10 protein-coding genes, 1 pseudogene and 1 riboswitch are annotated in these 21,484 nt (G+C 63.1%); of the genes and pseudogenes, 8 read left to right on the top strand and 3 right to left on the bottom strand.

The features are described 5' to 3' along the window. Positions 1–464 precede the first annotated feature (464 nt). Positions 465–1,907 (bottom strand): adenosylhomocysteinase, encoded by a 1,443-nt coding sequence (locus tag HOP03_04050; GenBank protein NOT87336.1) that lies wholly within the window; start codon positions 1,905–1,907, stop codon positions 465–467. A 48-nt stretch (positions 1,908–1,955) separates the two neighbouring features. Next, a riboswitch (S-adenosyl-L-homocysteine riboswitch) is annotated at positions 1,956–2,040 on the bottom strand. Between the two features lie 195 nt (positions 2,041–2,235). Here HOP03_04050 and HOP03_04045 point away from each other — a divergent pair. The 5 genes from HOP03_04045 (at position 2,236) to HOP03_04025 (ending at position 11,192) form a co-directional block, all read left to right on the top strand. Beyond that, positions 2,236–5,175: a hypothetical protein gene (locus HOP03_04045; protein NOT87335.1), complete on the top strand. Its 2,940-nt coding sequence runs from the start codon at positions 2,236–2,238 to the stop codon at positions 5,173–5,175. A gap of 6 nt (positions 5,176–5,181) precedes the next feature. After that, entirely contained in the window at positions 5,182–6,990 is a 1,809-nt protein-coding gene (locus HOP03_04040; protein NOT87334.1) for a hypothetical protein, read from the top strand. Positions 6,991–7,085: 95 nt separating this feature from the next. Continuing rightward, entirely contained in the window at positions 7,086–9,587 is a 2,502-nt protein-coding gene (locus tag HOP03_04035) for a prolyl oligopeptidase family serine peptidase (protein NOT87333.1), read from the top strand. A 211-nt stretch (positions 9,588–9,798) separates the two neighbouring features. Then, complete coding sequence (locus HOP03_04030) at positions 9,799–10,722, top strand: hypothetical protein (protein ID NOT87332.1); 924 nt, start codon at positions 9,799–9,801, stop codon at positions 10,720–10,722. Between the two features lie 248 nt (positions 10,723–10,970). After that, positions 10,971–11,192 (top strand): hypothetical protein, encoded by a 222-nt coding sequence (locus tag HOP03_04025; protein NOT87331.1) that lies wholly within the window; start codon positions 10,971–10,973, stop codon positions 11,190–11,192. A 432-nt stretch (positions 11,193–11,624) separates the two neighbouring features. Here the strand turns inward: HOP03_04025 and HOP03_04020 are convergent, their stop codons facing one another. Both HOP03_04020 and HOP03_04015 read right to left on the bottom strand, forming a co-directional pair. Continuing rightward, the gene (locus HOP03_04020; GenBank protein ID NOT87330.1) at positions 11,625–11,771 is read right to left on the bottom strand and encodes a hypothetical protein; all 147 of its coding nucleotides are present in this window, start codon (positions 11,769–11,771) and stop codon (positions 11,625–11,627) included. 170 nt (positions 11,772–11,941) lie between these two features. Continuing rightward, positions 11,942–15,949 (bottom strand): amino acid adenylation domain-containing protein, encoded by a 4,008-nt coding sequence (locus HOP03_04015; GenBank protein NOT87329.1) that lies wholly within the window; start codon positions 15,947–15,949, stop codon positions 11,942–11,944. Between the two features lie 286 nt (positions 15,950–16,235). Between HOP03_04015 and HOP03_04010 the strand changes: the two genes are divergently transcribed. The 3 genes and pseudogenes from HOP03_04010 (at position 16,236) to HOP03_04000 (ending at position 19,354) form a co-directional block, all read left to right on the top strand. Further along, the gene (locus HOP03_04010; protein NOT87328.1) at positions 16,236–17,087 is read left to right on the top strand and encodes a hypothetical protein; all 852 of its coding nucleotides are present in this window, start codon (positions 16,236–16,238) and stop codon (positions 17,085–17,087) included. A gap of 263 nt (positions 17,088–17,350) precedes the next feature. Further along, positions 17,351–18,979: a hypothetical protein gene (locus HOP03_04005; protein ID NOT87327.1), complete on the top strand. Its 1,629-nt coding sequence runs from the start codon at positions 17,351–17,353 to the stop codon at positions 18,977–18,979. A gap of 99 nt (positions 18,980–19,078) precedes the next feature. After that, a pseudogene (locus tag HOP03_04000) lies at positions 19,079–19,354 on the top strand (hypothetical protein). The last annotated feature ends 2,130 nt before the right edge of the window (positions 19,355–21,484 follow it).

The raw sequence follows: 21,484 nt of genomic DNA, 5'->3' as shown, positions 1-21,484 counted from the left end.
TGAGGCTACTACAGTAGTTCACCCAAGGTGAAGTGCTAGAGCCTTACAGGCGTTTCAACTTAGCGAAGCGGCAATACTTGATCTGCTTAGCAACAATGTACAGCGACTTTTTTCAAAATCTCATCTTCAGTCAATATGGCAATCCGCCCGATATGCAGTTGGACAGAGCAATTATATTTTTAAGAGTACATCCGTTTTTTCTAAGCCGCTAGAGTGAGATTTTCACCCTGTCAGTTCTGACAGCAAGTAGGGTTTATAAGTGAGGCGCCAAACACCTTCCGAGACGTACGTAAGGCCGTAAGGCGCATGCGCAGGGCGGAACCGCCGAAGGCGATTCCGCCGTTGGCCACAGGGTATCCATGGATGGCGGAATCGCTTTCGGGGGTTCCGCTCTACGACAAGCCAAAAACAAAAAAAACGGGCGCCGAAGCGCCCGTTTTCGTTTTGCAGGCAACCGCCGTGGATCAGTAGCGGTAATGCTCCGGCTTGTACGGGCCGTCCTTCGACACGCCCAGGTATTCGGCCTGTTCGGTGGTCAGTTCGGTCAGCACCACGCCGATCTTTTCCAGGTGCAGACGCGCCACTTCTTCGTCCAGTTTCTTCGGCAGGATGTAGACCTTGGCTTCGTAGGTGCCCTTGTTGGCCCACAGGTCGATCTGCGCGAGGGTCTGGTTGGCGAACGAGTTCGACATCACGAAGCTCGGGTGGCCGGTGGCGCAGCCGAGGTTCACGAGGCGACCTTCAGCGAGCAGGTAGATGCTGTTGCCCGGCTTTCCATCAGCACCCTTGAAGGTGTACTTGTCGACCTGCGGCTTGATGTTCAGGCGCACGGCGTCGGAGTCGTTGAGCTTGTCGACCTGGATCTCGTTGTCGAAGTGGCCGATGTTGCAGACGATGGCCTGATCCTTCATCTGCGAGATGTGCTCGAGCGTCAGCACGTCCTTGTTGCCGGTGGTGGTGACGTAGATGTCGCCACGGCCGAGGGTGGATTCGACGGTGTTGACCTCGAAGCCTTCCATCGACGCCTGCAGGGCGTTGATCGGGTCGATCTCGGTGACCACGACGCGGGCGCCGTACGCGCGCAGCGAATGCGCCGAGCCCTTGCCGACGTCGCCGTAACCGCAGACCACCGCGACCTTGCCGGCCAGCATCACGTCCATCGCGCGCTTCAGGCCATCGGCCAGCGACTCGCGGCAACCGTAGAGGTTGTCGAACTTCGACTTGGTGACCGAGTCGTTGACGTTGATCGCAGGCACCAATAGCTTGCCCTGTTCCGCGATCTGGTACAGGCGGTGCACGCCGGTGGTGGTTTCTTCGGAAACGCCCTTCCAGTCCTTGACCACATTGGTCCAGAAGCCCGGGCGCTCCTTGGCGACGCGCTTGAGCAGATTCTTGATGACGCCTTCTTCATGCGACGAGGCCGGTTCGTCGACCCAGGTCGAACCCTGTTCCAGCTCGTAGCCCTTGTGGATCAGCAGGGTGACGTCGCCGCCGTCGTCGACCACCAGCTCCGGGCCCTTGCCGCCCGGGAAGGTCACCGCGTCGAGGGTGCAGTCCCAATATTCTTCCAGCGTCTCGCCTTTCCACGCGAACACCGGGGTGCCGGTGGCGGCGATCGCCTGCGCGGCGTGGTTCTGGGTCGAGAAGATGTTGCACGAGGCCCAGCGCACGTCGGCGCCGATGTCCTTCAGGGTTTCGATCAGCACGGCGGTCTGGATGGTCATGTGCAGCGAACCGGTCACGCGGACGCCCTTGAGCGGCTTGGCGGCGGCGTGCTTCTTGCGGATCGACATCAGGCCCGGCATCTCGTGCTCGGCGATATCGATTTCCTTGCGGCCCCATTCGGCTTCGCCGAGCTGCATGTCGGAGACTTTGTAGTCGGGGTGGGTTTTGACTTGTGCGTTCATGGCGATGGTTCTTCCGTCGAGTGCGCCCGGGCGGATGGCCGGGTGCGCAGTGAACGGGCGCCGTTCCAGAGTGAAGCCTCCGCCGAGCCTGATCCCGGACCAGAAAGCCGGGCTTGCAGCGCCCCTCGGCGCAGAGGCGGGCATTGTATCGCTATCTCGCGATGAAAGGATGAATCAGCTGGACGCCAGGCCAGCCCCCGCCGGAAACACGATTCCGGGCTGATACCGCAGAGAGTCCGCCTGCCCGGATGCCAATCGGCATGATGACCGCGACTGTCGTCACATTACGTTGTCGTGATGACCCATCGGGCAAGGACACGGAGGACGTATGGCCGCGATCCAGAAGATCGGACTCGTCGATTTCGAGCGGTTGCTTGAGTCCTGGGAGCAGCCCAGACGCAAGATCGACGCAATCCATCTGCACCACACGCGGATGCCGTCCAAGCGCGACTTCCGTGGCGCGGTCAGCCTCGAAGCGATGCGGCGATACCACACCGAGCATGTGGGTCTGGCCGACATCGCCCAACATCTGAGCATCGATCCCCACGGCGGCATCTGGACCGGGCGCGCGTTCGAGATGCCGCCTGCCAGTGCCAGCGGCCAGAACGGATCGCGCCGCAAAGGGCCGTTCATGATCGAAATCATCGGCAACTTCGATGATGGCAACGACAAACTCGAAAGCCCGCAGCAGGACGTTCTTCTCGCGGTGGTCCGGGCCCTGCTGGAGCGGTTCGACCTGAATCGGAAAGCGGTGCTGTTCCCGAGGGATATGCCCAAGCATGCCAAGGCGACATGCGCCGCGATCACCGCACTGCTCGCGGGCGCCGATCCGACGCTGCCTGCCCAGTCGGATGCTGTGCTGGATGGGGAGGCGATCCGCGGCTGGCATGGCCCCCGGTCGCGCGACCCGTCCGCGGAAGATGGTCTCGATCTCGAACCGGCATTCGCCGAAGTGCCCGAGGATCAGGATTCGCTGCAGCGTCAGGCATTCCTCGTCGATCTGATCGAACGCGGCGCGCTTGCGCCGGCGGCGGCCCGCGGAGTCGATTTCAGCGTCCACCCGCTGCTGCCCCACGTGATCAATCTCTCCAAGGGCGTGCTGTCGAGCGAAGGTGATCTGTCCAGCAGCCTGTCCGGCTTCTCCTGCACGCGTTCCTCGCTGAAGGCGATCGTCGATACGCATCTGCCGGCCTATATCGAGCGCCGTCTGCAGAACAACAAGACGCCGCACCTGGTGTTCTACGTGCATGGCGGCCTCAACAACGAGAAGGTCGCGCTCTGCTACGCGCGCAGCATGCTGCGATGGTGGCTCGCGCATGATGTCTATCCGGTCTTCTTCATCTGGGAGTCGGGACTGCTCGATACCCTGCGCAACACGCCGCGCGCCGTCGGAGCGCGTGGACTGGGCGATCTGTGGGATCGGCTGCTCGAAGGTCTGACCCAGCGCGCTGCGCGCAAGGTCTGGGCGCGCATGAAGACCGATGCCGAGAACGCATCGCTGAAAAGCATCCCCGCGCTGGACAACCGCCCCGGCGGCGCATGGTTGTTCGCCGAGTTGCTGAAGCCCTTGCTGCAAAAGCACAAGGGCAAGCTTAAGGTGCATGCAATCGGGCACAGTACCGGGCCGATCCTGCTGTCGAAATTCCTGCCGCTGCTGCATGGAACGTCGGCCACAGACGCGTCCGCCTGCGACATCGAAACGCTGACCTATCTCGCACCCGCGATCCGCACCGATGTGTTTGCGCAGCGCGTCATGCCGCACTTGCCGAATGGCGCAGTCCCGCGCATCAACGACTTGACGATGTACACGATGACCGATGAAGCCGAGCAGGACGACTCGGTCGCGCATGTCTACCGGAAATCGCTGCTTTATTTCGTGCGGGAAGCCTGCGAAGACCACACCGACGGTCGGATTCTCGGTCTGGCGAAGGATGTTTTCGATGGCGTCGCGAAAGGCAGGAAAAACGACATCGCAGACTGCTTCGGCGTGACGAAGCTGGCGCTCGGCGAACTGAGCTTCGAGGCCCGCGGCGCGCTCGAGCTGTCGCCATCCCACGACTCCGGGCGATTCAACGACAAGACCCGCGCCGTGACCCATGGCGGTTTCGACAATGACCCCGCGACGATGACATCGGTGCTCAGGCGCATCCTCGCCAGCGGCCACGTCAAGGAACATCCGATATTCCGCACCGACGACAATACGCAGTTCCCCAGCAAGGATGCATTCGACCGCTGCGGCATCGAAAGTCGCAGCCTCGACCCGGAGGCGGCCGTCGCGACGGAATCGAGAAACGGCGGTTCGGGCTGCTGCTGTTGCTGCATGAACGGACCGGAATCGCCGGCCCGGTTCGGCGACGATGTGGAACCCGATGGCGACGACGATTCCGTAGGCGATGACGCTGCCGGCGAGAGCGATGCCATGCCTTCATCCCCATCTCCGGCAGGCGGCAACCGCAAACGCAATGCGCGCAAACTCGCGCTGTGCATCGGCATCGACAGCTACGCCGGCCAGCCGTTGAGCGGTTGCGTCAACGACAGCAAGCGCTGGGCCGACACGCTCGACGGGCTCGGGTTCCAGGTCAGGCGCATCGTCGACCGCGACGCGACGCGCAGCGCGATCGTGCAGGGTCTGCGCGAATTGATCGTCGATGCGCGCGCAGGCGACGAGCTGGTGTTCCAGTACGCCGGTCACGGCACCCAGGTGGAAGACGATGACGGCGACGAGGCCAGCGGTCTCGACCAGGCGTTCGTGCCGATCGATTACGACAAGGGCGCGCTGCTGATCGACGACGATTTCCATCTGCAGACCGAAGCGTTGCCCAAAGGCGCGTTCCTCACGATGTTCATGGACTGCTGCCATTCCGGCAGCAACAGCCGCTTCGCGCCGGGGCTCCCGGCCACCGGCAAGCGCGGCAGCGACGAACGCGTGCGTTTTCTACGGCTGAGCGACGACGTGCGCCGCAAGTTCCTGTCGTTGCGCAAGGGCAAGTCGGTGCGCGCGCGCGGCGTTGGAGAGCGTCCGGCGCTGCCCGGCGTGGTCCATTTCGCCGCCTGTCGCGACGACGAATACGCGTGGGAGAGCAACGGCCAGGGCGACTTCACCCGGCATGCCAGCGCGCTGTTGGCGACGGCGGCGCGCGACGGCAGCAGCAACCGCGCGTTCATGGATGCGATCGTTGCGAAGTTCGGCACGCGTCCCCGCCAGCATCCGCTGCTGCTGAAACCGGCGACCGGGTTGAGTGAGCGGCGTGTGTTCGGCGGGGAGTGATCGCTCATGGCAGGTAAGAGCACTGACAAACCCTGGCCCTTCATGGTCCACGACAGTCTCAGCCGCAAGCGCGCGCGGCTGGCGTTGCAGAACCGCGAGATGCCGGCGCGGCGCAAGTTGCGCGTGTACGCGCAGGATCCGAGCCTCGGCACCGAGGACGGCGCGATCTACACAGTGTCGATTCCCTACGAACCCCTGCAGCCCGGGCCGCAGGGCGCGGTGCTGGTGGTGCAGGATTTCGACGAGGGCACGCAGACGCCCTACGACGGCGTGGATCTGGATCGCCCGGCGGTGCTGATGGAGGACGGCCTGCCGCCGAGCAGCACCAATCGCGCTTTCATCCAGCAGATGGTCTACGCCGTGGGCATGGAAACCTACGAACGCTTCGTGCGCGCGCTCGGGCGCGATCCCGGATTCGGCCCGCTGGGCGGCAAAGGCCACGTCGACGGCAAGCTGCGCGTCGCGCCTGCGGCGTTCAAGGACGCCAACGCCTATTACGATCGCGAAAGCGGCGCGCTGAAATTCGGCTACGCCACCGCCGAACGTTTCGCCAAGGGCCCGAGCCAGCCCGGTGCGCTGGTTTACACCGCACTGTCGCGCGAGATCGTGGCGCACGAGATGAGCCATGCGCTGCTCGATGGCCTGCGTCCGAATTTCATGCGCCCGACGCACCCGGATGTGTCGGCGCTGCATGAGGGCTTTTCCGATCTGGTCGCGGTGTTCATGCGCTTTTCGCAGCGCGAGATGGTGGAACGCGCGATCGAGAAGAGCCAGGGCGGGATCAAGGACGACCTGCTGGTGTCGATCGGCAAGGAATTCGGCTTCACCCAGGTCGACGGCCACAATCCGCTGCGTACCGCGATCACCACGCCCGGCCCGGACGAGGCCATCGCCCAGAGCGACATGTACACGCATTACGACGAGGAGCACGACCTCGGCGCGGTGTTGTTGTCGGCGGTGTTCGATGCGTTCTGCGAAGTGTTCGAGCGCCGCACCGGCAAGATCAAACGTTCGCTGGCGACCTATCAGGGCCGGCTCTCGCACGAAGGCATCCACTGGCTGGCGCAGCAGGCTTCGACGCTGGCGCGGAAATTCCTCAACATCGTCATCCGCGCGATCGACTACTGCCCGCCGTTCCACTGCACCTTCGGCGAATACCTGCGCGCGCTGATCACCGCTGACTACGACCTGGTCGGCGAGGAAGGCACGGCGTACCGTGAAGTCATCGTCGGCTCGTTCCGGCGTTATGGCGTGACCGTGCCGGACGTGCCCACGCTCAGCGTCGAAAGCCTGCTGTGGAAACCCCCGCAGTCCGGGCGGATCGTGATTCCGCAGCTGCGCTTCCGCAATCTCGGGCTGACCTTCGACGACGGTTTCTGCGACTGGCCTCAGGACGACGACGGCGGTTCCGTGCGCCGCGCCGCGCAGGCACTGGGCGACACCATCTGCACGCCGAGGCACGCGCACGATTTCGGACTGGTCGAACCCGGCGGCGCGTTCGCGCCACCGCGATTGCTGTCGTTGCGCACCCTGCGCCGGGTATCGCTGCGCGGCGATGTCGCGTTCGATCTGGTCGCCGAAGTGGTGCAGAAGGCGCGGGTGCGCGAAGGCTGGTTCCTCGGCGGTTCCACCATCGTGGTCTCGTCCGAGGGCGAAGTGCGCTACGCCATCGCCAAGCATGCCGGCAGCAAGAACCGGCTCGCCGCGCAGCGCGGCTGGCTGCGGGGCCAGCCGAAACACATCCAGGACGCCGCCTGGCACGAGAATTCGATGGTCTCGGCGCGGTTGCAGCGGAATCTCCACCGCGAGCATTGAGCCGTGCAGGCCATGACCTGTGGCGCATCCGCCGCCGCAGGGTCGGGGCCATGATGGGCGACTGCCTGTTGGCTGTCCCAGGAGCTGTCGCCGCCATGACTTCACGCCGTTCCGCATTCCGTCCGCTCGTCCTGCCGGCGCTGCTCGCCCTCGCGCTGACCGCGCCGGTCGGTTTCGCCCAGCAGCCCGCCGCGCCGCAGGCCCGGTCCGCCACCGGCTATCGCGAACCCGTCGCCGAACTCAAGGCCATCGTCGACGCCGCGCGTCCGCCGCAGCTGTCGCTCAGCCCGCACCGCGACCTGGTCGCGCTGCAGCAGGTTCCGCCGCTGCCGTCGATCGCGCTGGTCGCGCAGCCGGAGCTGAAGCTCGCAGGCCTGCGCCTGAATCCGCGCAGTTATGCGCCCAGCCGCTTCTCGTTCGTCAACGATCTGTGGCTGATGGACGTGGCCACCGGCAAGGAAACCCGCATCGACGGCCTGCCGCAGCCGCTGTCGCTGGCGGCGGTGTCGTGGTCGCCGGACCAGAAATACCTCGCCTTGAACCAGCAGGACCCGAACACCGGCAGCAACGCGCTGTGGCTGGTCGACGTGGGCACGCACAAGGCGCGCCGTTTGCTGGATCAACCGCTGAACACGGTTCGCGGCGGGATGACCTGGATGCCCGACAGCAAACGCCTGCTGGTGCACCTGCGCGTGGGGCAGGGCGGGGCGCCTGCGGCCGAGATCGTGCCCGCCGGCCCCAACACCCAGGAAACCCGCGGTACCGGCAGCGTGCGCCAACTGCGCACCTACCAGGACATGCTGCGCAACGAAAGCGACGCGCGCACGCTGGAGCACTACCTGCGCGTGCAGCCGGCGCTGGTGGGCGTGGACGGCAAGGTCGCGAACATCGGCAAACCCGATCTCTACGTCGGCCTGTCGCCGTCGCCCGACGGCGAACACCTGCTGTCGCAGCGCATCGAACGGCCGTTCTCGTATCAGGTGCCGGTGAACTTCTTTCCGCGCCGCATCGAAGTGCTGGATCCCGCCGGCAAGCCGCTGCACAGCGTCGCGCAGCTGCCGCTGTTCGAAGGCCTGCCCAGCGGCAACGACGCCACCACCACCGGCGTGCGAAACATCGAATGGCGCAGCGACGCGCCGGCCACGCTGGTCTGGGCCGAAGCACAGGATGGCGGCGATCCTTCGAAAGCCGTCGACATCCGCGACCACGTGCTGATGCAGGCCGCGCCGTTCGACAAGGCGCCCACGGTGCTGGCGAAACTCGCCGCGCGTTACGTCGGCACCCAATGGGGGCGCGGCGATGTCGCGCTGGTCGGCGAATACTGGTGGAAGACGCGCAGGATCCGCTCGTGGAAAATCGCCCCCGATGCGCCCGCCACCGCGCCGGAGCTCATGTTCGATGGCTCCAGCGAAGACCGCTACAACGATCCCGGCAACGCGGTCACCGTGCGCGACGCCAACGGCTTCCAGCGCCTGATGTTCAGCCCCGATGGCAAGAGCGTTTATCTGATCGGCGATGGCGCTTCCGCCGAGGGCGACCGCCCGTTCCTCGATCGCTGGAATCTGGACGAAAAAAGCAAACAGCGCCTGTTCCGCTCCGAAGCGCCGCATTATTCGGCGGTCGCTGCAGTGCTCGACGACAGTGCGAGCAAGATATTGATCACCCGCGAATCGCCGACCGAGCCTGCGAATTACCATCGCATCGATCTCGCCACCAAGATCGCACCGGTCGCGTTGACTCACTTCCCGCATCCCACGCCGCAGCTCAAGGACGTGAAGAAAGAGCAGATCCGTTACAAGCGCAAGGACGGCGTCGAACTCACCGGCACGCTGTACCTGCCGCCGGGCTTCGAGCCGGGTCGGGACAAACCGCTGCCGCTGCTGATGTGGGCCTATCCGGCGGAGTTCAAATCCGCCGAGGCCGCATCGCAGGTCACCGATTCGCCGTACCGCTTCAACGCGATCAGCTACTGGGGCCCGCATCCGTTCCTCGCGCGCGGCTATGCGGTGCTCGACGATCCGTCGATGCCGATCGTCGGCGAAGGCGACAAGGAACCCAACGACACCTATCTGCCGCAGCTCATCGCCAGCGCCGAAGCCGCCATCGATGAAGTGGTGCGTCGCGGCGTGGCCGACCGCAACCGCGTCGCCATCGGCGGCCATTCCTACGGCGCGTTCATGACCGGCAACCTGCTTGCGCACACGCGCCTGTTCAAGGCCGGCATCGCCCGCAGCGGCGCGTACAACCGCACGCTCACCCCGTTCGGTTTCCAGGCCGAAGAGCGCAATTACTGGGATGCCCGCGACACCTACCAGACCATGTCGCCGTTCAACTACGCCAACGGCATCAAGGACGCGCTGTTGATGATCCACGGCGAAGAGGACAACAACTCCGGCACCTTCCCGATCCAGAGCGAACGCATGTACGCCGCCGTCAAAGGCCTCGGCGGCACCGCGCGCCTGGTGATGCTGCCGAAGGAAAGCCACGGCTACCGCGCCCGCGAATCGATCCTGCACATGCTGGCGGAAACCGACGCATGGCTGGATCAATATGTGAAGAACGCGAAGCCTGCCGATGCTGCAGCGCCCGCGAAATGAATCGCAGCAAGTAGGGTGGAGTCAGCGCAGCGCAACTCCACCATCGCCATGTCGCAGGCCCGATGTGCGTCAATCGGAGCGATCGCTTTCCATGCGCACATGAAATTGTTTCTCCGATCCCATGGTGGAGTTGCGCTGCGCTGACTCCACCCTACTTGATCACCGGTAAGATGCGCAGTGGATCGCGCGCACTTCGACAGGGAGCTCCACCATGAACGAAAAAGTCAAAGTCGGTCTGGACGAATGGATCGTCGCCGACAGCACCAAAACCGATCTGATGACCGACGGCCTCTCCGGTTGCGTCGCGGTGGGTCTGGCCAAGGGCGACAAGATCTCGCTTTCGCACGTCTATTCGGACTGCACCGCCGACAACTGGGACGCCTACAAAGGCAAACTCGACGCCGCGCTCACCGCCTCCGGCATGGGCGACCTGCACGGCAGCAAGGCCATACTGGTGTGTTCGCAAGGCGACATCACGGCGGGCAGCAGCGCCTATCTGCCGCAGAAACTCAAAGGCTGGCTCGAGGAAAAAGGCACCGAAGTCGAGATCCGCAAAGACAACGGCTGCACGATGACCGCCGCCGACGGCCATCTGGCCTGCACGCTCAAGAAGGATGTCGATGCCGATCTGTATCGCTACGGGTTCAAGACGTCCACCGATGAACCCGAAGGCATGAGCCATCGCGGCAAACTGTCCGGCGACGCCAAGGCCGCCGGCCTGCCGCATCCTTCGCAGGCCGACAAGGACTACACCGGGCCGTTGCTGAGCAGCGAGGCGCATCCCGCCAATGGCCTGTACAAATCGATCCTGGCCAAGATGCCCGAGGAAGTGGACGACTTCGGCGACAAGAACAGCATCGCCGCCGCACTGACCGTGCGCGCGCTGCGCAAGGGCATCGACAGTGCCGATGAGGTGAGTCTGGGCGCAGGCGACAACAGCGACCGCGTGTTCGTGCTCAAGGGCAGCGCCGACGCGGGCAAGTCCGCGTTCGTCGAAATGGGCCAGGTCGAGGAGGCCCCGCTCAAATTCAGCAGCCGCGAAGCTGCGGACCTGCATTCAGCGATGGCACCCGTGTCGATCGCAGCATCGAGCGTGCCGGTGGTGGCGGAAACGCATAGTCCCAAGTCGTTGTAGGGGTTGGGTGTGGGTTGTGCCGATTGATGCGGGCGATCGACAATCTGTGAAGCGTATGAAAAACATATCGAGTGCGCTGAATGGAGTCGCGTTCGATATCACCGGATTCCGAGTCGGTAGCGATGCAAACCATGAATCGATTTTCGTCCTCTGCAGTCGCCTTTTCCGAGCAGGCATGGTGCACTGGCGCAAAGATAAAACTGCTGTATGTTGATTCGGCAGGGGACATTCGACAAAAGGAGTTGCATATGAAGACCATGCTCAAGACTGGCCTGATGGTGGCTGCCGTTGCACTGACTTTCTCGATGCCATCCGGTACTGCAAACGCAGGCGCCGGCGTCTGCTTCCGCGAATATCAGGCCTGTATCGCAGCCGGCTACGACATGTTCGAGTGCGAAGACGCTTACTGGTATTGCAGAGGCATGTCGCCGCCTGTGCGCATCGTCGGCAACGTCAGTCGCGGAAATTGAACTGTCGATGCGAGTGCCGTCATCGGTGACCCGCACACGATGCTGATTGATTCCGCGAATGGAAGATTGGACATCGTCGCCGCAGCAGTCACTTGCGGCGACGATGGCTAGTGCTTTCCCACAAAAGCGGCCTCATCCGCGAGCCACATTTCGTAGGGCGGGCTCAAACCCGCCATTCGCAAAAAAAACGGGGTCAGATTCAATTGCCAGCGTCCACAAGCGGTACGCCAAGGCAGCACCCTATGGGTGATACTGCGGATGCGATTCGCTATCGCAGCAAGTAGCAAGTAGGCCGGGCAAGCGAAGCGCACCCGGGAGGGTCGACGAAGCTCCCCGGGTGCGCTTCGCTTACCCGGGCTACGCTGCTGGATCTCTCCGATGGCGAGGTCCGGGTGATGGATTTCCAGACCAATCGCTGCGCCCGGCTGGCGTTTACAACACCATCGGCGACAGTTCGTTTTCGACGCGTTCTGACCAATCCACGCGCCGGATCGTTTTCGCGATGTAGTCCCATTCGCGCAGCAAGGTCCCGTGATCGCAGTCCATATTGAAAACGCGAATTTTCTTGCGGTCGCGCACGACATTCCGGACGTTGTTGCAGCAAGTAGCCCGGGTAAGCGAAGCGCACCCGGGAGGGTCGACGAAGATCCCCGGGTGCGCTTCGCTTACCCGGGCTACGCTGCTGGATCTCTCCGATGGCCAGGTCCGGGTGATGGATTGCCAGACCAATCGCTGCGCCCGGCTGGCGTTTACAACACCATCGGCGACAGTTCGCTTTCGACGCGTTCTGAACAATCCACTAGCCGGATCGTTTTCGCGATGTAGTCCCATTCGCGCAGCAAGGTCCCGTGATCGCAGTCCATATTGAAAACGCGGATTTTCTTGCGGTCGCGCACGACATTCCGGACGTTGTTGCAGGGCAGTCCGGACACATGGTCGCTCAGTTCGGCGGCATTCGGATTGATGTCGATGTTGAGATACGGCTTCATCGTCTTGAACAAGAGTACGTTGGTGTGACGCAGTTCGCGATTGATCGGGCCGAGTGCGAGCGTTTTCTCCGTGTGGATCATGTTGAGTATCTTTTCGATGTGGTCGTTGCTTTCGTAGTTGCTGCTTTCCAGTCTTCTGGCTTCCAGTCCCTTGCGGAAACCGTCCCTGTCGATTTCGATACCGCGCCTGATTCGTTGCAGCACCTCGTCGCCATCGTTGAGAATGGCGTCCAGGCTGATGATATTGATATCGGTCGCGTCCTCCGATTCCAGGATGGCTGCGATCGCGAAAGCCAATTGCCCGCCCAGGGACCAGCCGGTCATGTGGTAGCCAGCGTCATCTGGGATGTTCATCCCGCGCCTGACCGATTTCATGCAGGACAGGTAGATGCCTGCGAGTTCGTAAAGGTCGGATACCTGCTCGGCATTGTGCAGGTTGTAGTTGTCGATGCCGTAGCATTTGTACTGATCGACCAGCAGTTCGGCCAATCCGAAGTACACCTCGCACCCACCCGTGGCCGGATGGATCATGAACAGCAGTCGATCCGCCGATGAATCGTTCATCGATTTGATGATCGAATGTCGCTCGTCGGAATTCTTTTCGATGTAATCGGACAGGTTTCGGACCGTCTTGTATTTGAATACATCGATGACCTTGATCCTGGATTCCGGAAATGCATGGTTGATCTTTCCGACCAGTTTGACCGCGGAAATCGAGTCTCCGCCTCGCCTGAAGAAGTCGGAATGAACGGAGACGCTTGCGGGGTTGGCAGACAACACTGTGGAAAACAAATGCACTAGCGCTTCTTCGGTCCTGCTTTCAGGGCCATGATGCTCGTCCTCGCGACCGACGAATGCCTGGGCCGGCAAATTTTCGCGATCGAGCTTTCCGTTGTTCGTCAGCGGCAGCTGAAGCAAATGAACGAACATGCCCGGAAGCATGTAATCAGGCAGCCTGTCGCTCATGTATGCGAAGAGTGCGGCCTCGTCCAGTCTCTGGTCCGACACGTAATAGGCGACCAGGTATTTGTTCCTGCTTCCGGGATTGCTTCTTGCCAGGACGATCGACTGCCGGATCCCCGGATACGAAGCCAAGTGTGCTTCGACATCGCCCAGCTCCACCCTGTAGCCACGGATCTTGACCTGGAAATCGTTCCTGCCCGCGAACTCGATATGGCCCCGGTGATTCGATTTTCCCAGGTCTCCGGTGCGGTACAGCCTCCCCAGCGTTTCGTGATCGAAGAAGCTCTTGCCCGTTCTTTCTTCATCGTTCCAGTAGCCGATCGCAACGCCTGCGCCGCCGATGCAGATGTCGCCAAGCGTCCCGGGCGGCAGAATCGCATCGTTGGAATCCAGGACGTACATTCTCTGGTTCGGCATCGCACGGCCGTAGGGGATGCTCGTCCATTCCGGATCGACATCGTGGATCGGATACCAGACCGACCAGATGCTGCCTTCCGTCGCGCCACCCAGGCTCATGATCTCGGCGTGCTCTCCGGCGCAATGCCTCCTGATGTCCGCAGGCAAGCCGACGGGTATCCAATCGCCGCTCAGCATCAACACTCGCAACGAATCCAATTGGCCATCGCGCAGCGGAGTGGCGTTCACCAGAAGATCCGCCAGTTGCGGCACGGAATTCCAGATCGTGACCCGGCATCGATGAATGAGCCCGGCCAGGTATTCGCAGTTGCGGGTCTCCGATTGCTCGGGAAAGACGACGGCTCCGCCGACAAGCAGCGGTCCGAACAGATCGTAGACGGATAAATCGAAACTCAGGTCGGACAGGGCAAGCACCCGGTCTGCGCCGCCGACGGAAAACCGCTCGTTCACGGCATGGATGGTATTCAATGCGCCGGAGTGAGCGATCGCGACGCCTTTGGGTTTTCCGGTCGAACCGGATGTGAAGATCACATATGCGATCGCGTGCGCGGCCACCGCGGGATAGGCCGCTGCAGCACTCGCGGACATGCCATCCGGAGTATCGAGCAGTTCTTCGATTTCGATGATCTCGTATCGCTTGAACAGATGTGGTTCGGATTCGACGGCCTGTCGCTGCCGACGCGACACCAGCAACGTAACCGCATCGCCGCAATCCAGCACGTCCGCGATTCTCGCTGCCGGCCAATCCACGTTCAGCGGCAGATAGCCGTGTCCGGACTTCATTACGGCAAGCGTCGAAACGGCATGGTTGTAGCCTTTTTCGCTCAATATGCCGATCAAGGCGCCTTCGCTCGCGATCAGGCGCATTGCCAACCGCTCGACATCGAACCGCAAATCGGCGTAGGTATGCCCGATATTGTTCCCGTCGATGACCGCGATCGCGCCGGGAGTGCGTCGCGCCTGCCGATCGAACAGCGCATGGATGGGCGCATCGGTCTCATAGTCCCGGTCGTCCGAACCCGAAGCGCGGGCCAGGCTGGCGCGCGACGCGTCGTCCAGGACGCAATACTTCTTCAGGACGACCCTGGTTCCGGAAGCGACGGCGTCGAATATCAGCTTGCGGAACGACGCGATGAAATTCCGTGCGAATTGCTCATCGAGCAGTTCCGTCATGTAGTCGAGCCTGAACTTGATGCCCCCTGCATCGCGACTGTCGTACAGCAAGGAAAAGTTGAAGATCGAGTGTTTCCTCGGGACGTCGACGACTTCGGTTTCGAGGCCGTTCAACCCGAGCACGTTGCTGGCGCGCAGGTTGGTGGATACGAAGCCGACGTTCATGCAATTGTCGATGTCCGCATCGTTCTCGATTGCCTGATCGCGGACAATCCTCGTGAATGAATAGTGCTGGCAAGCCTTTGCCGAGGTTCTTTGCGCTTTCAGGCCTTCGATCAGATCGTCCAGTGCTTCGTATCTGTCGATTTCGACCTTCAAAGGGACATTGTTCACGAAACTGCCGCCCGCGTTCGCGTGTCCGGGCGGCCGGACATTGACCGGGTAGCTGATGAAGAATCGCTGTTGATTGCAGTATTTCGAAAGGACGAGCGCATACATCGCCGCGAACACGACGAATGTGGTCGTCCCGCGCGCGTCGGCATGGTTCCGTATCTCCCCTGCCTGCTCGCTCGGCAGGTCGAAATAAATGCTTTTCCCCAGTTTGCCGTCGGTCCTGTTGCTGATGACGTTGGGGTCTGCATTTGACTTGAAGGGCAGCTTCACGTGAATCGGCACGTCTCCGATGAAGTCGAGCCAATACCGCCTGGCGTCGTCGTTGTATCGTTCCGTGAGAAGAAGTTTTTCGGCTTCGACCGCAGCGCTGAACGGCGAATCCACGTCGACGATGCCGTTTTCGCATCCGTCGGCCAAGGCATTGTAGTGGCCGGAGATTTGTTCGCCGATGATCCTCAGCATTTCGGCGTCGCAGATGATGTGGTGCGCGACGTGCGCGAAATAATATTCGCCTTCTGTTCCATTGGAAATCAGGCGCAACCTCAGCAGCGGTTGCTGTTCGAGATGGAACGGAGTTCCCAGGACATCCTTCAGGCGCTGATGGGCGTACTCGTCCGAGTCCGCCGCGATGCGGCTGTAGACATCGTCGATGCCGTAATTCGACCAGTAGCATTCGCTGCCATCCTGATGGTATCGGGCATGTACTTCCTCGTGCCGTTCGACGAACAGTTCGCACGCGCGTCTGAATCTGTCCGTGTCCAGATGTCCGCTGATCCGGTAAACGCCAAAAATGTTGTAAGTGTCTTCTTCCGGCCGGATGGCCCACTCGAGGAAGAAGCGTTTTTGATATTCCGATATCGGTAGTGTTTTCATGGTGTCCACGCCAAGCAATCGGGAGCTTCGATGCGCATTCCGGCGAAAGGCTACACGCGCTCTGTTACAGCCGGGTGGTCCGGTGTCGCATTACGGCACCCGGGAGGCCATCGCCCGGATCCGGGGCTTTCCGATCCCCATGGCACCAAGTCCGCTGGCCGATGCGGCCAGCGCTTGACGTTGGTGCCTGATGCACCGGGTACGATTTCTGTCGGGGCGGCCATACCGAAGTGATCCCGATCCGGGCGTATGCATGGGTGGAATACCGCAGATACTCCCGTCACAGGAGAACACCATGGTCAAGAAAAAGAAGAACGCCAAAGACATCAAGTCATCGCCGAAGAGCAGTGCGTCATCGCAGGCACCACAGCGCCGACCGCATATCTGTTTCGAGCGCATCATTCCCGATGCCCAGGATCCGGAGCGGCATGTGCGCAGGGCGCTGCGCACCGAGATGGTCGCCGCCGCCGGCCGCACGCTCAGCGCCGACGAGGTGGGGCGCGTGGCGCGGATGGCGCTGATGGCATCCAAACGCTGGGCGACCTTTGGGTCGGGCTTCGTGCTGCGTTGTCGCTTCCTGGACGGCAGCGCGAAGATGCAGAACAAGGTGCGCACACTGGCCAAGGAATGGGAGAAGCACGCCAACATCAAGATCAGATTCGTGAGCAGTGCGCCCGCCGAGATTCGCATCTCCTTCTACGCGGACGACGGTTCCTGGTCTGCGGTGGGCCGCGATGCGTTGAACACCACTTATTTCCCGCCGCATCTGCCGACGATGAACTTCGGCTGGGTCCGCGACGATTCCGATCCCGACGAGGACCGCGCGGTCATCCTCCACGAATTCGGTCATGCGCTGGGCTGCGTTCACGAGCACCAGTCGCCCACCTTCGATCGCAAATGGAACAAGGCGGCCGTGCTGCAGTATTTCCAGGGGCCTCCGAATTTTTGGGACAAGGGCGATATCGAGCACAACGTGCTGAAGAAGTATTCGCCCTTCGGCATCAAGGCGACGGCCTTCGATCCGAAATCGATCATGTTGTATGCGTTCGATGCCGAGCTGTTCGCGGACAACAAAGGGCCGACCAACGAGAACACGCAGCTGTCCACGACCGATCGCACCATGATCAAGAAGATGTATCCCGGCTGATCGTCGCTGCGTGGCGCCCTGTCGTCTTGCCGGCGACAGGGTGCCGGATCGACCGCATCGATCGATCGCCCCGAAAGACGCGATGCCATCGGCGGGCCCGCGTGCGCGTCGCGCGATCCGGCCGTCCCATGACCGTTGCTGCGGATGTCTCGCGTTTGCTCGGTTGAGGGACAGCGCTGGCACCGCTTCCCGTAGCGCGTCGCCCCTGCGGCGACGCATGTGCATCCGAACATCCGGCCTGAGGCCGCGTCGAGGAGAGCGCCATGGATACCGATATTTTCGCCGTCGCCCGCCCGCTGTGCACAGCATGGACGAAGTACGCGCTTGCAGCCGCCTTCGCACTTTCGCTCGCGGCCTGCGCCACGCCACCTGTCGACGACGATCCGCAGTCGGGCGACGGCCGGCCCGGTGTGGTCGGCAAAGAGCAGCGCGAGGCGCTCAGGACCGGCACGGTCAAGCCGCAGAAGACATCCGGGGCGCCGTATCCGGCCGCGCCCCGGATCGAACGCGATCCGAACCTTGGGGACCGCTTCGAGCCGGTGCCGACAGGGCCGAAGATCGGGTCGATGCAGCCGCTCAGCAAAGCGAGCCGAATGATCGAGATCGATCCGAAGGGCGTCCCCGGGGCCGGCGACAAGCGCATGCAGGTCAAGGATCGGCAGACAGACATGCAGGCGCCGGTGGCGCGCGATCGGCGCGGACAAAGCCTGCGCTACACCTTCTATTCGGAACTCGACGAAGCGGCGGGTTCGACCAGCGCATGCTGTCCGGAAATCAGCGTCGCCGAAAACGGACGGACGGTGATGATGACCGGCAACACCTGGATGGGGCTGTCGACCGATGGCGGCGCGAATTTCAATGTGATCAATCCGACCACGATCTTTCCGCAGGACGACGGCGGCCTGTGCTGCGACCAGGTCGTGCAGTACGTGCCGCGATACGACATGTTCGTCTGGCTGATGCAGTACTGGCAGAGCGGCGACGACAACCGGATCCGCATCGCCGTGCAGACGACCGCGAACGTCGTCGCCTCCGGAGGCACCGCCTGGACGTACTGGGATTTCGTCAGCGATGTCTTCCATCCCACCGGCACGCTGGATTACAACGACATGTCGTTCGGCAACAACAATCTCTACTGGACCAGCCAGCAGGCCGATGGACGCGTCGTCGTGCGCGTTCCGCTGAACCAGCTGGCGGCGATGGGCACGGTGAATTTCGGATACACCGCAGGCACCGACGCGCTGTGGTCGCACGTCACCCACAACGCGACCGATGCGGTGTTCTGGGCGGGCCACGCCAGCAACAGCGAATTGCGCGTGTTCAGCATGCGCGATGCCGACGGTTTCTATTCGTGGCGCAACGTCACCATCAACAGCTGGCCGAACGGTACCAACACCAATGCCGCGCCGGACGGCACCGACTGGCTGACGTTCGAGTCGTGGAAGCATTACGTCTACGGCAATGCGCGCCAGCGCGGCAGCGTCTGGTTCGGCTGGCTGGCGTCGGACGGCGGAGGTTTTCCCAGGCCGCACGTGCAACTGGTCAGGCTCAATACCTCGACGTTCGCGTTCGAGGAACAGGTGCAGGTCTGGAACCCGGACATCGCGTTCCTCGATCCTTACCTGTCGACGAACTCGGAAGAAAAACTCGGCATGTCGATCGGGTTCGGCGGCGGGCCGTTCTACGCCAGTCATGCGGTCGGCGTGTGGGGCGATTTCGTCGTCTACTATCCGCGCCTGAGCACGCGCGCGACCAGCCGCTGGGGCGATTACAGCACCGCCCGCCGTTCGGGCTCGAAAGGCAACGAGTGGGTCGCCGGCGGCTATACCAACGAAAGGGACGCGATGGGCAACAACATCCAGCTGCCGCACTACATCCGTTTCGACCACTGACGATCCGCACCGGCATGCCCGGCGCGGACGCACTGGCGGCGGTGCGATCGAGCGTGGACACTGGGCCGAACGCAGGAGGCTGCCGTGCAGATACAGGCCATGGTGTCGTCGTTGAAAGTGCGGCTGGGTCGCGCGCCGGCGGATGCGCCGGTGGATGTGGAGGCGGTGAAGGCGGCGGAACTGCGCGTCATCCTCGGCGAGCAGGCGCATTACGATCCCGAGGATGTCGAGCTGTGGGGGCTGGCGCTGTCGGGCGGCGGGATCCGCAGCGCGACCTTCGGCCTGGGCGTGCTGCAGGCGTTGGCGCGGCACGATCTGCTGGGCTGTTTCCACTACCAGTCCACGGTGTCCGGCGGCGGTTATATCGGCGCGTTCCTGCAGGGCCTGATCCGGCGGCGCGGTTTCGAAAATGCGTTCGTGGCGCTGGGCCGACGCCGCAGCTCGCATGCTGCCGCGACTGCCGATGTCGCGCGTGATGAGGCCAAGCCTGATGTGGCAGCGCGCGATGAATTTGCGGATGCCGCAACGCAGACGCAGCGCGACGCGCACGACCGCCGGCCGATCCAGCATCTGCGCGAGTACAGCAATTACCTGAGTCCGCGCAAGTCGCCGTTTTCCGGCGACACCCTCGGCATGATCGGCACCTATGTGCGCAACGTGCTGCTGATCCAGTTGCAGCTTTGCGCCCTGATCCTGGCGATGACGCTGCTGCCGCTGCTGCTGTACGCCGGATTCATCGGTGCGGCGCGCGCGCAGCCGGCGTTGACGCCGACGCTGGCCGGTCTGCTGGGCATGCTGGCGGTGGCGCTGCTCGCCTACGTCACCACGTACATCCATCGGCGTCCGCGCGCGCCCGGTGCTGTCGCCGAAGCGCCGCCGGCGCGGATCGCGTTGGCGGCGATGACGACCATCGTGCTGCTGGCCGCCGCATCGTTCGTCGGTGCGATCGGTCTTGCGCATTACGACCATCTGCCGGCGCTGCTGGAGTCCGCACTGGCGCCGCTGCAGCTCGCGCCGGTGCTGCGCCTCGGCGTGGCCAGCGGCGTGCTGTACGCGCTGATGTGGGTGGCCTGGCTGCTGTTCGACCGTTGGCAGGCGGAGATCGCCATCGACGACCTGCCGCCGTCGTCGATGCAACTGCATGTCGGCCGCTTCCTGATGGCCACCCTCGGGGCCGCGATCTTCGCGAGCGTCGCCATCGTCGTCGTCCATTCGGTGCTGAAGCAGGGCCTCGCCGACGACTACAACGACTGGCACGTGATGATCCTCGGCCCGACTGTGGTGATGGTTGCGGTGGTGCTGACCGGCGTCCTGCATCTGGGCCTTGCGGGGCCGGCCCTGAGCGACCTGCAGCGCGAGGTCTGGGCGCGGGTCGGCGGCAAGACCGCCGGTCTGGTGGTGCTGGGCGTGACACTGACGCTTGCGCTGACGGTCTACGGCCCGTGGCTGTTGATGCAATCGCTGGCCTTGGGCGGCGCGAAGTGGAGCAGCCTGGGCTGGGCTGGCGCGGTGGCGTGGCTGTCCACCACCGGCGTCGGTCTGCTGGTGGGTCGCAGCGCCGGGGGCAGCGGTATCGCGGGCGCTTCGAAGCGCGGACGCGCGCTTGATCTGGTCGCGCGCATCGCGCCGTGGGTGTTCATCCTCGGCCTGGTGGTCGCGCTGAGTCTCGCCGGGCAGATGCTCATCGATTGGCATGCGCGCTCGACTCTCGAATCCGCAGCGCAACAGTACCGACCCTGGCACGGATCGTTGCGCGAGCATCTGCTGTGGCTCGACGGCAATGTCACCCGACACCTGGATTCGCTGTTCCTGGTGGCTGTCCTCGCGGTGGCGACCTGGCTGTTGTTCGGCTGGGCGGTCAACGTCAACGAGTTCAGCCTCAACGCCTTCTACCGCAATCGCCTGGTGCGCTGCTACCTCGGCGCGAGCAACGACGCGCGCAATCCGGAACCGACCACCAACTTCGATGTGCAGGACGATCTGGTGCTCGCCGATCTTGTCGAAGTGAAGCGTCTCAACGGCTATCGACCGCTGTTCCCGCTGGTGGGCACGGCGTTGAATCTGGTCGCGGCCAAGCAATTGGATTGGCAGGACCGCAAAGCCGCGTCGTTCTGTCTGTCGCCGGGATTCTGCGGTTATCTGCCGCCGACTTCGCGCGTCGGCGCACGGGTGGTCGGCGATCTGCGCGCGGACGTGGCCGGCACTGCCATCACCGGCCACGTCGGCGAGTCGCTGGCCTCGACGCTGACCCTCGGCAGCGCGATCGCGATCTCCGGCGCGGCGGTCAATCCCAACATGGGTTACCACAGTTCGCCGGCGGTAACGTTCCTGCTGACGCTGTTCGACGCGCGGCTGGGCTGGTGGTTGCCGAACCCGAGCCACCTCATGCGCCCGCAGGCCGACAGCACGCCGTTCTTCGGGCGCTGGCTGATCGCGGAGATGCTCGGCCGCACCCATGACGGCGGCAAATACGTGCATCTGTCCGACGGCGGGCATTTCGAGAAT

Origin of the sequence: Lysobacter sp. (assembly GCA_013141175.1) — a bacterium.
Taxonomy (GTDB): Bacteria; Pseudomonadota; Gammaproteobacteria; order Xanthomonadales; family Xanthomonadaceae; genus Lysobacter_I.
This window is presented reverse-complemented; position numbering and strand designations above follow the sequence as displayed.